The sequence below is a fragment of the Actinomadura sp. RB99 genome, from assembly GCF_014706005.1.
GTDB lineage: Bacteria > Actinomycetota > Actinomycetes > Streptosporangiales > Streptosporangiaceae > Spirillospora.
Genome location: NZ_JABMCA010000022.1, coordinates 1 through 14992 on the forward strand (window position 1 = coordinate 1; position 14992 = coordinate 14992).

At 73.7% G+C, this 14992-nt stretch carries 12 protein-coding genes; 7 read left to right on the forward strand and 5 right to left on the reverse strand.

Translation table 11 applies throughout. From position 1 onward, the window contains the following. Positions 1 to 38 precede the first annotated feature (38 nt). Positions 39 to 722: a helix-turn-helix domain-containing protein gene (locus amrb99_RS20595; RefSeq protein ID WP_190858324.1), complete on the reverse strand. Its 684-nt coding sequence runs from the start codon at positions 720 to 722 to the stop codon at positions 39 to 41. Further along, positions 719 to 2011, reverse strand: coding sequence for an acyl-CoA dehydrogenase family protein (locus tag amrb99_RS20600; protein ID WP_190858326.1), 1293 nt, complete (start codon positions 2009 to 2011; stop codon positions 719 to 721). Before amrb99_RS20600 ends, amrb99_RS20595 begins: the two co-directional genes overlap by 4 nt. A gap of 117 nt (positions 2012 to 2128) precedes the next feature. On the opposite strand from amrb99_RS20600, the gene amrb99_RS20605 reads away from it, so the two are divergent. The 3 genes from amrb99_RS20605 to amrb99_RS20615 all read left to right on the forward strand — a co-directional run bounded on the left by amrb99_RS20605 (position 2129) and on the right by amrb99_RS20615 (position 5419). Further along, positions 2129 to 3193: a phosphotransferase family protein gene (locus amrb99_RS20605; protein WP_347256764.1), complete on the forward strand. Its 1065-nt coding sequence runs from the start codon at positions 2129 to 2131 to the stop codon at positions 3191 to 3193. 145 nt (positions 3194 to 3338) lie between these two features. Then, positions 3339 to 4877 carry a ubiquinol-cytochrome c reductase cytochrome b subunit gene (locus amrb99_RS20610; protein ID WP_190858328.1) on the forward strand — a complete coding sequence of 513 codons (1539 nt, stop codon included), beginning with the start codon at positions 3339 to 3341 and terminating at the stop codon, positions 4875 to 4877. A 29-nt stretch (positions 4878 to 4906) separates the two neighbouring features. Beyond that, the gene (locus tag amrb99_RS20615) at positions 4907 to 5419 is read left to right on the forward strand and encodes a GNAT family N-acetyltransferase (RefSeq protein ID WP_190858330.1); all 513 of its coding nucleotides are present in this window, start codon (positions 4907 to 4909) and stop codon (positions 5417 to 5419) included. A gap of 187 nt (positions 5420 to 5606) precedes the next feature. Here amrb99_RS20615 and amrb99_RS20620 read toward each other — a convergent pair whose 3' ends face one another. Together amrb99_RS20620 and amrb99_RS51265 are read right to left on the reverse strand one after the other, a co-directional pair. After that, positions 5607 to 7241: a sodium:solute symporter gene (locus tag amrb99_RS20620; protein ID WP_190858332.1), complete on the reverse strand. Its 1635-nt coding sequence runs from the start codon at positions 7239 to 7241 to the stop codon at positions 5607 to 5609. Beyond that, positions 7238 to 7483, reverse strand: coding sequence for a DUF3311 domain-containing protein (locus amrb99_RS51265; RefSeq protein WP_347256765.1), 246 nt, complete (start codon positions 7481 to 7483; stop codon positions 7238 to 7240). Before amrb99_RS51265 ends, amrb99_RS20620 begins: the two co-directional genes overlap by 4 nt. A gap of 169 nt (positions 7484 to 7652) precedes the next feature. Between amrb99_RS51265 and amrb99_RS20630 the strand changes: the two genes are divergently transcribed. The 4 genes from amrb99_RS20630 (at position 7653) to amrb99_RS20645 (ending at position 13067) form a co-directional block, all read left to right on the forward strand. Then, complete coding sequence (locus amrb99_RS20630; RefSeq protein ID WP_190858335.1) at positions 7653 to 8627, forward strand: TIGR03621 family F420-dependent LLM class oxidoreductase; 975 nt, start codon at positions 7653 to 7655, stop codon at positions 8625 to 8627. Between the two features lie 186 nt (positions 8628 to 8813). Beyond that, the gene (locus amrb99_RS52520; protein WP_206700029.1) at positions 8814 to 10562 is read left to right on the forward strand and encodes a thiamine pyrophosphate-binding protein; all 1749 of its coding nucleotides are present in this window, start codon (positions 8814 to 8816) and stop codon (positions 10560 to 10562) included. Between the two features lie 343 nt (positions 10563 to 10905). Then, positions 10906 to 11622 carry a response regulator transcription factor gene (locus amrb99_RS20640; RefSeq protein ID WP_190858338.1) on the forward strand — a complete coding sequence of 239 codons (717 nt, stop codon included), beginning with the start codon at positions 10906 to 10908 and terminating at the stop codon, positions 11620 to 11622. After that, positions 11619 to 13067 carry a HAMP domain-containing sensor histidine kinase gene (locus amrb99_RS20645; protein WP_190858340.1) on the forward strand — a complete coding sequence of 483 codons (1449 nt, stop codon included), beginning with the start codon at positions 11619 to 11621 and terminating at the stop codon, positions 13065 to 13067. The genes amrb99_RS20640 and amrb99_RS20645 overlap by 4 nt, the downstream gene beginning before the upstream one ends. Here the strand turns inward: amrb99_RS20645 and amrb99_RS20650 are convergent. Beyond that, on the reverse strand, positions 12964 to 14691 hold the full coding sequence (locus amrb99_RS20650) for an ABC transporter ATP-binding protein (protein WP_347256766.1): 1728 nt from the start codon (positions 14689 to 14691) through the stop codon (positions 12964 to 12966). The two genes, amrb99_RS20645 and amrb99_RS20650, sit on opposite strands and share 104 nt — an antisense overlap. Between the last annotated feature and the right edge of the window lie 301 nt (positions 14692 to 14992).

Consider the following 14992-nt stretch of genomic DNA (forward strand, 5'->3'; position numbering starts at 1 on the left):
GGTGCCCTCCGCGGGCGCGGCGCCGGCGCCGGCGCGGGTCAGCGGCGGGCGGCGTCGCGCTCGTCGGCGAGGCGGCGCGTCTCGTCCGAGACCGGCGCGCCGAGGATCGCGGCGACGACGTCGATCAGGTAGCTGGTGAACAGCCGGTCGTCGGTGCGCGGCCCCGAGCGCGCGCGCCGGGCCAGCTCGGTCGCGGCGTAGAGGATCGCGGTGAACCGGCGGTGCAGCCGCGCCGCATCCTCCTCCAGGACGGGTTCCACGAGGTCGCGCCACCGGCACAGGCTGTCGGGCTTCGGCCGGTGCGCCGCTCCCCCGACTCCGGCCTCGCCCGCCTCCGCCTGGTCGTCGAGGAGCACGGACGGGAGCAGCGGGCGCGGCCGGTTCACCACGTCCGCCCAGATCTGCAGGAACGCGCGGCCCGACGCGTCACCGAGGCAGGCCGCCATGGGGCGGACGAGCGCGGCGGCGAGCGCGCGCCCGCCCGGCACGCCGTCGGCCTCGTAGGCGTCGAGCAGGGCGTGCCGGCGCGCCTCGATCTCCGGGGCGTGCCGGGCGAGGATCGCGCGCACGATCCCCGCCCGGTCGCCGAAGTGGTACTGCACGGCCGTGGCGTTGCGGGCGCCGGCGGCCTGCACGATCTCGCGCAGGCTGACGGCGTCGATCCCGCGCTCGGCGTAGAGCCGCTCGGCCGCGTCCAGCAACCGCTCCCGCGTCTCGTTCATTCGTTACCTATAGCGTGTTCCAGGGCGTCGGCGAAGCGGGCGCGGGCCGCCTCGCGGCGGGTCGGCAGGTGCCCGGACGGCCACAGGCCCTCGACGGGCTCGGCGTCGCGCAGCAGCTGCCGCGCCACGGTGATCTTGTGGACCTCGGTGGGGCCGTCGGCGATGGCCATCGCCTGCGCGCCCATCATCATGGCGGCGAACGGCATCTCGTTCGACACGCCGAGGGCGCCGTGCAGGTGCATCGCGCGCTGCACGACGTCGTGGTACACCTTCGGCATCGCGGCCTTGACCGCGGCGATGTCCTTGCGGACCTTCTTGTAGTCCTTGTGCTTGTCGATGAGCCAGGCGGTGCGCAGCACGAGCAGCCGGAACTGCTCGATCTCGATCCAGCTGTCGGCGATCTTCTCCTGGGTCATCTGCATCTTGGCGAGCGGCCCGAACCGGGTCCGCCGGGACACGGCGCGCTCGCACATCATGTCGAACGCCTTGCGGACCTGCGCGATCGTGCGCATGGCGTGGTGGATGCGGCCGCCGCCGAGGCGCGTCTGGGCGATGACGAACGCGCCGCCCTCGTCGCCGAGCAGGTTCTCGGCGGGGACGCGGACGTTCTCGTAGCGCAGGTAGCCGTGCGAGCCCTCGCGCTCACCGCCGACGCCGACGTTGCGGACGGTGGTCAGCCCCGGCGTGTCGGCGGGGACGATGAACATCGACATGCCCTCGTAGGCGGACACGTCGGGGTTCGACACGGCCATCACGATCAGGAACTCGGCGTGCCGCGCGTTGGAGGAGAACCACTTCTCGCCGTTGATGACCCAGCCGTCGCCGTCGCGGACGGCGCGGGTGGTGAACAGGGTCGGGTCGGCGCCGCCGTGCGGCTCGGTCATCGAGTAGGACGAGGAGATCTCGCCGTCCAGCAGCGGGCGCAGGTAGCGCTCCTTCTGCTCGGGCGTGCCGAAATGGGCGATGATCTCGGCGTTGCCGGAGTCGGGGGCCTGGCAGCCGAACACCGACGGCGCCCACCGGGACCGCCCGAGGATCTCGTTCAGCAGCGCGAGCTTCACCTGCCCGTAGCCCTGGCCGCCGAGTTCGGGGCCGAGGTGGCACGCCCACAGGCCCTTCTCGCGGACCTGGTCCTGGAGGGGCCGCACCATCGTCTTGTAGCGGGGGTCGGACTTGTCGTACGGGTCGCCCAGCACCAGGTCGAGGGGTTCGACCTCGTCGCGGACGAAGGCGTCCGCCCAGTCGAGAAGTTCCTGGTAGGCGGGGTCGGTCTCGAAGTCCCAGGCCATGGCGAGCCTCCTGCGGTCGGTGCGCTCCGTCCCGTGAATAATCGAGCCATCTCAATGAATAATGCAAGTGCATGACTGTTACTCTCCGGCAGACCGCCGTACCCGAAAGGAACCGCCGTGCAGCCTGAGCAGATCGACCCCGCGCTGGTGGACTTCGCCGTCCTGGCGGCGTGGATGGACGGGCAGGGCCTGCCGGGCGGCGCGTTCGAGGGGGTCGAGCCGCTGACGGGCGGGACGCAGAACACGCTGGTCCGCTTCCGCCGCGGCGGCCGGGACTACGTGCTGCGGCGCGGGCCCGCGCACCTGCGCGCCCGCACCAACGACGTGCTGCGCCGCGAGGCGCGCGTGCTCGCCGCGCTGGACGGCACCGACGTGCCCGCGCCCCGCGTGATCGCCGCCTGCCCGGACGAGTCGGTCATGAACGGCGCCGTCTTCTACCTGATGACGCCGGTCGAGGGCTTCAACGCCTCGGTGTCCCTGCCGGAGTTGCACGCCGGGGACGCGTCCGTCCGGCACGCGATGGGCCTGAACGCGGCGCGCGCCCTGTCCGCGCTGGGCGCGGTCGACCACGAGGCCGTCGGGCTGTCGGACTTCGGCAAGCCGGAGGGCTTCCTGGAGCGGCAGGTGAGCCGCTGGCTCTCCGAACTCGACTCCTACAGCACGCTGGACGGCTACCCCGGGCCGGAGATCCCGGGTCTGGACGACGTGGCGCGCTGGCTGGAGGAGCACCGCCCCGCGACATGGCGGCCCGGCGTCCTGCACGGCGACTACCACCTGGCCAACCTGATGTACTCCTTCGACGGCCCCGAGGTGGCGGCGATCGTCGACTGGGAGATGTGCACGATCGGCGACCCGCTGCTCGACCTCGGCTGGCTGCTGGCCACCTGGCCGCAGCACGGCGACGAGAGCGCGCAGCTGGCCGGGCCGCTGGGCGCGGCCGGGGGCCTGCCGACGACGGACGAGCTGGTCGCCGCCTACGCCGAGCGCGCGGACGCCGTCGCCGGCCGCGACCTGTCGTCCATCACGTGGTACGCGGTGCTCGCCTGCTTCAAGCTCGGGATCGTCCTGGAGGGCACGCACGCGCGGGCGTTCGCCGGGAAGGCGCCGAAGGAGACCGGCGACCTGCTGCACGCCATCACGCTCGGGCTGTTCCGCCGCGCGCAGGCGTTCATCGCCTCCTGACCCGCGCCCCGCGCCCCGGGCGCCCTCGCCGGACGCCCGCTCCCAAGTACTACCCGTCGTAGAACTACCTCTTGTAGAACTACGACGCGTCGTACTACGTTCGGTCGTACAGGTCACCGGCGACCGACCCCCCTGGGAGTGGCGCATGTCCCTGACCGAACGGCGCGCTTCGACGGCCGAACAAGCCCTGAACGCCCTGGACGACCGGCTCGGCACCACCGGTTTCGCCCGCCGCGCCGCCCGCAAGGCGTTCCCCGACCACTGGTCCTTCCTCATCGGCGAGATCGCCCTCTACTCCTTCCTCGTCCTGCTCGCCTCCGGCGTCTTCCTGACCTTCTTCTTCAAGCCGAGCATGTCCGAGGTCGTCTACCACGGCTCCTACGCACCGCTCCGCGGCGTCGAGATGAGCGAGGCGTACGCCTCGACGCTGCGCCTGAGCATGGACGTGCGCGGCGGCCTGCTCGTGCGGCAGGTGCACCACTGGTCCGCGCTGATCTTCCTTTCGGCGATCCTGGCGCACATGCTCCGGGTGTTCTTCACCGGCGCGTTCCGCAAGCCGCGCGAGCTGAACTGGCTGCTCGGCATCGTGCTGTTCACGCTGGCGATGGCCAACGGGTTCACCGGCTACTCGCTGCCGGACGACCTGCTGTCCGGCACCGGGCTGCGGCTGGTGCTCGGCGCCGCGCAGGCGATCCCGCTCGTCGGCAGCTACCTCGCGTTCTTCCTGCTCGGCGGGCAGTTCCCCGGCACCGACCTCATCCCGCGGCTCTACGTCGTGCACGTGCTGCTGGTGCCGGGCCTGATGGCGGCGCTGGTGCCGCTGCACGCGATCGTGCTGCCGTGGGTGCAGAAGCACACCGACTTCCGGCGCGGCCGCAGCACCGAGCGGACCGTCGAGGGCAAGCCGTTCTACCCGGTCTTCATGGCCAAGACCACGGCGTTCGTCCTGTTCACCGCGGGCGTGACCGTGCTGCTGGCGGCCTTCTTGCAGATCAACCCGGTCTGGCAGTACGGCCCCTACTCCCCCAGCGCGATCAGCGCCGGGTCGCAGCCCGACTGGTACCTGGCGTTCGGGGACGGGGCGCTGCGGCTGATGCCGGGCTGGGACGTCACCGTCGCCGGGCACACCCTCTCCTTCGGCATCCTCGTCCCGCTGCTGGTCATCACCGTGTTCTTCACGGTGCTCGCGCTCTACCCGTTCATCGAGCGGCGCGCGACGGGCGACACGGCGTTCCACCATGTGCTCGACCGCCCGCGCGACGCCGCGACGCGGACGGGCCTGGGCGCCGCCGGGATCGTCTTCTACGGCGTGCTGTGGGCGGCGGCCGGCAACGACGTCATCGCCGACCGGTTCGACGTGTCGCTGTTCGCGACCACCTGGTTCTTCCGCGTCGCGCTCCTCGCCGGGCCGCCGCTGGCGTTCGCGGTGACGCGGCGGCTGTGCCTCGGCCTCCAGCGCCGGGACCTGCTGCTTCTGGAGCACGGCGTCGAGACCGGGATCATCGTCCGCTCCCCCTCCGGCGGGTTCGGCGAGCGGACCCGGCCCCTCCCGGCGGAGGCCGCGGAGCGGCTCCGGGCGAGGACCGCGGTCCCGAGGCCGTCCGGCGGGCCGCTGGCACGGCTGTTCGCCGGCGGGGAGCTGGAGCGTTCCGAGGAGAAGGAGCACCGCCCGGTGCCGCGCTGATGCGATGATCACGGGTGGGAGGTGCCGCGATGGAGATCCGCAGCGGCGGACCGGACGACGTACCCGTGATCATGGCGATGCTGGACGGCGCCGTCGCCTGGCTGGCGAGCAACGGGCGGACCGGCCAGTGGGGCGCCGAGCCCTGGTCGCGCGACCCGCGCCGGGTCGAGCGGATCACCGGCATCGCCCGCGACGACGAGATCCTGGTGGCGGAGGCGGACGGCCGTCCCGCCGGGGTCATGGCCGTCGCGCCGGGCCCGCCGTCCTACGTCGGCGCGGCCGACGAGCCCGAGCTGTACATCACGCTGCTGGTGACCGACCGGGCGTTCGCCGGCCGCGGCGTCGGCGCCGCCCTGATCGGCGAGGCGAGACGGCTGGCGCGGGCCCGGGGCGCCGGGCTGCTGCGCGTCGACTGCTATGGCGGCGGGGACGGGCGGCTCGTCGAGTACTACCGGCGCCAGGGGTTCGCGACGGTCGCCGAGTTCAAGGTGGGCGACTGGCCGGGGCAGGTGCTGTCGCAGCGCGTCGACGCCGCGGGCTGAGCCCCGCCCGCCTTGCGGATCGCGGCGGGCGGGGCGCAGTCTGGAAGGGACCGGCGGGATCGGGGCAGTCGGTGACGCCCTTACGCCGCACGGACGGCGACCGAGCCGCTCGCCCCGTCCCGCCGGTCTGCGCCGCCCTCCGGCACCGCCGGTCCTCGGGCGGGCCGCACCTGGAGCGGGCCGGTCCTCAGGCGGACTGGCCGGTGAGCTCGCCCGCCGGGTCCTCCGGCGCGGCCAGCCTGTCGCCCGCGTCGGCGGTGTAGTCGTCGGGACTCGTCTCGTCCGGCCCCGCCGGCACCTTGAACGCCCGGACGAGCGCCGTGACCGCGACCGCGACGACCATGTTCAGCACGAACGCGGTCAGCGCGATGTAGCCGGTGTGGCCGATGAACGGGATGTCGGCGAGCGGCGAACCGAAGTGGCTCTGCGTCGGCGACGCCTGGTCGTAGGCGGTGTAGGTGCCGTACGCCATGCCCGCGGCCCAGCCGGCGAGCAGGCCCCACCGGTCCAGCCACCGCGTGTACAGGCCGATGCCGATGCTGGGGAACGTCTGCACGACCCAGATGCCGCCGAGCAGCTGCAGGTTGATCGCCAGCGACTTGTCGAAGCCGAGCACGAACACCAGCGCGCCCAGCTTCACCAGCAGCGACACCAGCTGCGACACCCGGGTCTCCTCCTCGGGCGAGGCGTCCGGCCGGATGAAGGAGGTGTAGACGTTGCGGGTGAACAGGTTGGACGCGGCGATCGACATGATCGCGGCGGGCACCAGCGCGCCGACCCCGATCGCGGCGAACGCGACGCCGGCGAACCAGTCGGGGAAGACCTGGTCGAACAGCTCCGGGACCGCCAGCTGCGGGTTGCCGGCGTGCTTCACGGCGGCGACCACGCCGGGGTGGGCGAGCGCCATGTAGCCGAGCAGCGCGAGCAGCCCGAGCAGCAGCGAGTACGCGGGCAGCAGCGCCGCGTTCCGGCGGATCACGTCGCGGCGCCCGGCGGCGAGCGCGCCGGTCACGCTGTGCGGGTAGATGAACAGCGCGAGCGACGAGCCGAGCGCCAGCGTTCCGTACGCCCAGTGCGTCATGTCATTGGTGAACAGCGAGCCGGCGGGCTTGCCCGTCGCCGGGTTCGGCTTGGCGAGCGCGGCGGCGGACTTGTCGAAGATGCCGTCCCAGCCGCCGAGCTTGGTCGGGATGTAGACGATCGCGACGATGATGACGAGGTAGATCAGCGCGTCCTTGACGAACGAGATCAGCGCCGGCGCCCGCAGCCCCGAGGTGTAGGTGTAGGCGGCCAGCAGCGCGAACGCGATGAACAGCGGCAGGTCCTTCGCCCAGCCGGACCCGGACACGCCCATCACCGTCAGGACGGCCTGGATGCCGACGAGCTGGAGCGCGATGTACGGCATCATCGCCAGGATGCCGGTGAGCGCGATGGCGAGCCCCAGCGACCGGGAGCCGTACCGGCCGCGGACGAAGTCGGCCGCGGTCACGTAGCCGTGCCGCTGCGCGACCGACCACAGCCGCGGGCCGATCAGGAACACGATCGGGTACGCGATCGCGCCGTAGGGCACCGACCAGAAGCCCATCGCGCCGCCCGCGAACACCGCCGACGGCACGGCGATGAACGTGTAGGCGCTGTAGAGGTCGCCGCCGAGCAGGAACCAGGTGACGAACGTGCCGAAGCTGCGGCCGCCGAGGCCCCACTCGTCCAGGTGCATGATGGTCTGGCCGCGCCGCCAGCGCGCGGCCGCGAAGCCGACCACCGTCACCACCGCGAAGAAGACGATGAAGATGGTCAGCTCGACGCCGTTGACGTCCTTCACTTCGCCTCACCCCGCTTGCGGGTGAGCAGGTGCGCGCTTCCGATGCAGGCGGCCGTGAGCACCACCCACAGCAGCTGCCACCAGTAGAAGAACGGGAAGCCGGCCACGTGCGGGCCGTCCTTGGCGTAGGTCGGCACGGCGAGGTAGACGGCGAAGGGGACGACCAGCAGGACGCCCGCCACCGCCTTCCGTGCGAGGGACGGGCTGGGAGGGGGCGGAGAGGCGGGGGACGTATCACTCACGGATGACCTCCATGGGCCGGGGGAACGAGCGGCCGGGGCGATTCTCGCCCCCGCAATATTGCGATCTTCGAACCGCCGGCACCAGTCCCGGGGCCATTTGTTGACCAAGTCGAGCCCTGTGTCGTTTTCCCGCCAGCGGAACGGTCCACGCGCACGGCATCCTCGGCTCATGGACGAAGCCCGCAAGGACCGGACCAGCACCGGCCCGACCCGCCGCCCGTTCCGCTTCGGCGTGGTCGGCGAGTCGGTCCGCTCCGGCGCGGACCTGCTCGCGACGGCGCGGCGCGCGGAGGACCTCGGGTACTCCACCCTGATCCTGCGCGACCACTTCGTGGCCGAGCCGTTCGGCGACCAGCTCGCCCCGATGGTCGCGCTGGCGTCGGCCGCCGCCGCGACGAGCACGCTGCGGGTCGGCACGATGGTGCTCTGCAACGACTACCGGCACCCGGTGATGCTCGCGAAGGAGGCGGCGACGCTCGACCACCTGTCGGGGGGCCGCTTCGAGCTGGGCCTCGGCGCGGGCTGGCTCCGCGAGGAGTACGAGGCCGCCGGAATGCCGTTCGACGCCGCAGGCGTGCGGGTCGGCCGCATGGAGGAGTCGCTGCGGATCCTGCGGGGCCTGCTGTCGGGCGAGAAGACGAGCTTCACCGGCGAGCACTACCGGATCGACGGCCTGACGGTGTTCCCGCGCCCGGAGCGCCGCCCGCCGCTCGTGGTCGGCGCGGGCAGCCGGCGGATGCTCGGCATCGCGGGGCGGCTCGCCGACACCGTCGGGATCCTGCCCCGCGCCCTCCCGGACGGGACGATCTCCGAGGAGATCGGCGAACGGCTCCCGGAGACCATCGAGCGCAAGGTCGGCTGGGTCCGGGAGGCCGCCGCCGGGCGCGACGTCGAGCTGAGCATGATGGTCACGCCCACCTTCGGCCCCGATCCGCGCCGCGCCGCCGCGAAGGTCGCGGTCACCCGCGGCTGGGGCACCGCGTCCACCGACCTGGTGCTGGAGATGCCGTCGCAGTTCGTCGGGCCGCCCGAGCACATCGCCGAGCAGATGCTCGCCCGCCGCGACCGCTACGGCTTCACCTACTACCAGGTGTCCGACGAGGCGATGGACGCCTTCGCGCCCGTCATCGCGCACCTGTCCTGACGCACCCCCATGCGGGTGAACCTGGACGGCCCGCTCCTGGCCTCGCGCGCCCGCGCTCCCCCACCTGCGGGCGGGGGCGACCGTCGCGCGGACGGCGGGCGCGGACGGCGGCTTCGGCCGCGTCCGTGAGCTGCAGGTGGTCCGGCGATCGAGGAGCCGCGCGTCCTGCTGTCGACGCTGCTATACGTGGTCGACGAGGGCAGCGGGTTCAACACCGGGCAGAGCATCAACGTCGACGGCGGCTACGCGAAGCACCGACCGCCGGGGAGGCAGGACATGAGGCCGATCGAGGCGCTGCTGGAGATCGCCCGCGACGAGGGCGTCACGCGGATCTTCGGCAATCCCGGCACGACCGAGCTGCTGCTGATGGACGCGCTCGCGGCGGCGCCGGACCTGCGGTACGTGCTGGGGCTGCAGGAGGCGTCGGTGGTGGCGATGGCCGACGGGTACGCGCGGGCGGCGCGCCGTACCTCGATGGTCAGCCTGCACGTCGCGGCGGGCGTCGCGAACGGGCTGATCGGGATGCTGAACGCGCTGCGGTCGCGGACGCCGATGGTGGTCGTCGCGGGGCAGCAGGACCGGCGGCACCTCGTCCAGGACCCGATGCTGTCGGGCGACCTGGTGGGGCTGGCGTCGGCGGCGACCAAGAGCGCGGTCGAGGTGCAGCACGCCCGGGACCTGCCGGTACTGCTGCGGCGGGCGTTCGCGCTGGCGGCGCGTCCGCCGGCGGGACCGGTTCTGCTGTCGGTCCCGATGGACCTGCTGGAGGAGGACGGCGACGTCGCGGTCCCGGCGCGCTCCCCGGTGACCGGCCCGGGACCGGCGGACGTCGCGGACGCGGCGGCGCTTCTCGCGGCGGCCGAGCGTCCGGTCGTGATCGCCGGCGACGGGGTGGGGCGCGCGGGCGCCGTCGCGGACCTGGTCGCGGTCGCCGAACGGATCGGCGCGGTCGTGCACCACCAGCCGATGAACGACGGCGTCGACTTCCCCACCGGCCACCCGCTGTACGCGGGGATGCTGCCGCCGCGCAACGCGGTGATCCGGGAGACGCTCGCCGCGCACGACGCGGCACTGATCGCCGGGTGCCACGCGTTCATGCCGCACCACTACACGCCGGGGCCGGCGGTCCCGGACGGGCTGGCGATCGTGCAGATCGACGAGGACCCGGCGGAGATCGGCCGCAACTTCGCGGTCCGGCACGGCCTGACCGGCGACCTTCCGGGGACGCTGGCCGCGCTCGCCGCCGCGCTGGACGGGCGGGTGCCGGCCGCGAAGGAGCGGACCGAGCGGCTCGGCGCGGCGCACGCCCGTGCCCGCGCGGAGACGGAGGAGCGGGCGCGCGCCGCCTACGGTCCGGCGCCGATGGACCCGGGCGCCGCCGCGCACGCGGTCGCGGCCGGGCTGCCCGACGGCGCGATCGTGGTCGAGGAGGCGATCACGACCGGGCTGAGGCTGCGCGCGGTGCTGCGGCAGGACCGGCCCGGCTCGTACGTGCACACGGTCGGCGGCGGGCTCGGCTGGGGCATCGGCGCCGCGGTCGGCACCCGGATGGCCCGCGGCGACCGCCCGGTGGTCGCGGTCCTCGGCGACGGCTGCGCGATGTTCGGCGTGCAGGGGCTGTGGAGCGCTGCCCGCTACCGGGTTCCGGTCGCGTTCGTCGTGATGAACAACGGCGAGTACCGCACGCTCAAGGAGACCCTCGACGAGGGCGGCGGCGCGTCCGCCGAGCAGGGCCGCTACATCGGAATGGACCTCGCCCCTCCGGCGCTGGACTGGCAGGCCGCAGGGCGGTTGTTCGGCATCGCCGCGGTGCGCGCCGGGTCGGCGGCGGAGCTGGCCGAGGCGGTCGCGTCGGTGCGGGACCTGGACGCACCGCTGCTGATCGAGGCCCCGATCACCGGGCACACCCCGTCGTCCGACACGGGGCCCCGGTGAGCGGCGAGCCGCGGCCCCTTGCCGGGGGCGCGGCGATCACGGTGACGATCGGCGCATGGACCTCCGCGCCGGAAGCGGGCCACCGATCGCCCGGTACGCCGAGGTCGGTGCCGGCGCGCGGGCTCAGCCTGCTGAACCAGGAGTAGTCGGAGGCGGGGGTGTCCGCCGTCGCCGCGCCCGTCCTCGACCGCCGCGCTGTCGCTGTCGCGGGAGCTCGCCCGCGACGGCGCGAGCCCGCTGCCGCCGCGGTTAAGAAGCTCCTGAGCGGCGTCTAAGCGTCCTCTCACCCTCCGCTCATCATCGGTGGCCCACAGTGGTGCCCGGACCGACCGAGGGAGCGCGGATGACGGAGGCGGGCGCGGGCGCGCCGCGGATACTGGTGGCCGACGACGACCCGGCGGTGCGGTCGGCGCTGGAGCGCGTGCTGCGCTTCAACGGCTACGAGGTGGAGCTCGCGGCGGACGGGCTGGAGACACTGGAGGCGATCGACCGGGCCGCCCCGGACGCGGTCGTGCTGGACTGGATGATGCCGAACCTGGACGGGATCGGCACGTGCCGGATGCTGCGCGGCCGCGGCGACGACCTGCCGGTGCTGCTGCTGACCGCGCGGGACGAGCTGGACGACCGCGTCGCCGGGCTCGACGCGGGCGCCGACGACTACATCGCCAAGCCGTTCGAGCTGGAGGAGCTGACGGCGCGGCTGCGCGCGCTGCTGCGCCGCTCCCGCGGGTTCGGGACGGAGCCCGGCGGCGACGAGGTGCTGCGGTTCGCGGACCTGGTGATGAACGTCGACACGCGGGAGGTGCGGCGCGGCGGGCGGCCGCTGCACCTGACCCGCACCGAGTTCGACCTGCTGGAGCTGCTGATGCGGCGGCCGCGGCGGGTGCTGGAGCGGGCCCGGATCCACGAGGAGGTGTGGGGGTTCGACTTCGGCCGCTCGTCGAACTCGCTGCACGTCTACATCGGCTACCTGCGCCGCAAGACCGAGGAGCACGGCGGGCCGCGGCTGATCCACACGGTGCGGGGCGTCGGCTACGCGCTGCGGGAGGGTCCGGTATGAGGGTCCGGTGGCGGTCGCGGTGGCAGGGGCCGTCGCTGCGGGCGCGGGTGGCGCTGCTGGCCGCCGGGACGGTCATCGCCGCGATCGTGGCGACGTCGGTGGTGTCGTTCACGATGTTCACCGGGCGGCTGCGCAAGGAGATCGACCAGAACCTCATCGGGCAGGCGCGGACGCTCGCCGACAACGTCAACGGCCGGCCCGGCGACCGGCACGACGGCGACCTGCTGGCGGCGCTGGACATGAGCGTCGCGACGGTCCGGGACGGCCGGGCGGTCTCGCCGCCGGGCACCCGGACGCCGCCGCCGGTCGACCAAGGCGCGGTGCGGAGGGTCTCCACGGCGGGCGGGCCGCCGTTCGTGCTGGCGGACGGCGAGTCGGGCGGCGTGCACATGCGGGTCATCACCGTCCGGGCGCAGGACGGGACCGTGATCGTGCTGGGCCGCTCGCTGACGATGGTCGACGAGACCGTCACCGGCTTCCAGTACATGACGATCATGGTCGGCGCGGGCGCGGCGGTGCTGGCGGCCGGCGCGGGCATCGCGGTCGCGGGCGCCGGGCTGCAGCCGGTGCGGCGGCTCACCCGCGCGGTCGCCGCGATCGCCCGCACCCAGGACCTGAACACCGAGCCGATCCGGGTGTCGGGCGACGACGAGATCAGCCGGCTGGCGGGGAGCTTCAACGCGATGCTCGCCGCGCTGAACCGGTCCCGGGAGCGGCAGCGGCGGCTCGTCGCCGACGCCGGGCACGAGCTGCGCACCCCGCTGACCAGCCTGCGCACCAACATCGACCTGCTGATCCAGTCGCGCGCCCATCCCGAGCGGACGCTCCCCCACGGCAGCATGGACGCGCTCCTCGGGGACGTGAAGGCGCAGCTGCGGGAGCTGACGAACCTCGTCGGGGACCTGGTCGAGCTGGCCCGCGACGACGAGCAGGCCGCGGTGCGCACCGAGGTCCGGCTGGACCGGGTCGTCCCGCTCGCGGTCGAGCGGGTCCGGCTGCGGGCGCCGGCGGCGACGTTCGAGACGCGGCTGGAGCCGTGGCTGGTGCGCGGCTCGGAGCCGGCGCTCGTCCGCGCGGTGACGAACCTGCTGGACAACGCGGTGAAGTTCAGCCCGCCGGACGGCACCGTCCGGATCGCCCTGCGGGACGGGGAGCTGCTGGTCGCCGACGACGGGCCGGGGATCCCCGAGGCGACGCTCCCCTACGTCTTCGAGCGCTTCTACCGGGCGCCCGAGGCCCGCGCGCTGCCGGGCTCCGGGCTCGGGCTGGCGATCGTCCGGCACACCGCCGAGCAGCACGGCGGCGGCGTGTCGGCGTCCAACCGGCCCGAGGGCGGCGCGCTCATGCGCCTGCGCCTTCCTGGAACGCCGCAAGCGTCCGCGAACCCGCCGGGCCGATCGGCACGATCCGGTCCGCCTTCGGCGCCAGACGCAGGTCGTGGGTGATGAGGACGGTGGTCCGGCCGGCCATCAGCCGGCGCAGCGGGCCGAGGACGTTGCGGGCCGTCCGCGCGTCCAGGCCGGTGGTGGGCTCGTCGAGCACCAGGACCGGTGCGTCCCGCACCATCGCTCGGGCGATCCCGATCCGCTGCCGCTGGCCGCCCGACAGCAGCCGCCCCCGCTGCCCGATCTCGGTGTCGTAGCCGTCCGGCAGCGCGGTGACGAAGTCGTGGGCGTCGGCGGCGACCGCCGCGGCGACGATCTCCGCCTCCGTCGCGCCGGGCCGTCCGTAGGCGATGTTGTCGCGGACGGTGCCGGAGAACATCAGCGTCTCCTGCTGAAGCACGGTGACGGTGCCGCGGAGCGCGGCCAGCGAAAGCTCCGGCAGCGGGACGCCGTCCAGCCGGATCCCGCCGGAGTCGGGGTCGTAGAAGCGCAGCAGCAGCTTGGTGACCGTCGACTTCCCGGCGCCGCTCGGCCCGGCCAGCAGCACCAGCTCGCCGGGACCGGCCTGGAAGGTGAGGTCCTCGATGACGGGCCGGTCGGCGCCCGGGTAGCGGAACGTGACGTGGTCGAAGGCGACGCGCCCGCGCCGCGCGATCCGGGTGCGCGCCGCCGGAGGCTCGGCGACAGCGGGGCGGGTCCGCAGCACCTCCTGGACGCGGTCGGCGCCCGCCGCCGCCTCCGACGCGGTGAGCGCCAGCTCCCCGAGGCTCTGCACGTTCGGGTACAGGTAGCCGAGGTAGGCGGCGAAGGACAGCAGCCCGCCGAGCGTGATCCGGTGCTCCTGCAGTTCCCACGCGCCGACGCCGAGCACGACCAGCACGCAGACCGTCTCCACGACCTCGACCAGCGGCCCGTACAGGCTGGACAGCCGGGTCTCGGCCATCTTCGCCGCCAGCCAGGCGCGCCCCTCGTCGTGCAGCCGCCGCGCCTGCGCCTCCTGCCGGTTGTACGCCTGGACGAGCGGCTGGTTCGACAGGCTCTCCTCGACGGTGCCGGCCAGCGCGCCGTTGCTGAGCCGCTCCCGCCCGGCCGCCGCCCGGAACCGACCGGAGAACCCCCGCGTCACCAGCAGGAAGACCGGGACGAGCGCGCACGCGACCAGCGCCAGGTCCCACCGGACGGCGAACGCGGCGGCCGCGAAGAACACCGCGCTGACCACCGCCGTCACCAGCCGGACCAGCCCGGACGCGACCAGCTCCTCGATCGCCTCGATGTCGTCGGTCAGCCGGGCCATCAGGTCCCCGAGCCGCCCCCGGTCGAAGAACTCCGGCGACAGCGTCTGGACGTGCGCGAACACCCGGTCGCGCAGCCGCAGCAGGAACCGCTCGCCCGCGAGCGTCGTCGCGTAGTCGCCGGCGAACGTCATCAGCGCGGCCGCCAGCGCGATGCCGAGCCACTCGGCGGCCGGCGTCCAGAAGGCGTCCAGGTCGCGGGCGGCCAGCGCCCGGTCGGTGATGACGCCGAACAGCCGGATCGCCGCGACCTCGCAGGCCGCCGCGGCGACGGCGAGCGCGCCGCCGAGCAGCAGCAGCCGCCGGTCGCCGCGCATCAGCGGCCAGAAATGCCGGAAAGTCGTGCGCACCGACACGACGGGCGCGGCCTCCGGCAGAGATGTGCGGGCCACGTCCCCTCCTATCACTTCGCGCGTTCCCGCGCATGAAAAGGGACGGGAGCCGGCGGGGCGAGTCCGCTCTCTCCCCCCGCCGGCTCCCGTCCGGCTCGACCGCCGCCGGTTACTTGGCGTGCGGCCGCCGGACGGGCTTGCGGCGGTGCTTCTTCGGCGGGACCGGCTTGGCCGGGCGCTTGCGGGGCTTGGGAACGATCTTCTTGAAGCTCATGCGGGCTTCCCTTCATATTTCTCTCGCCACTTCCGCGGCCTTGCAGAAATGAACTTACCGGCCCGATCCGATGACAATTCATAGACC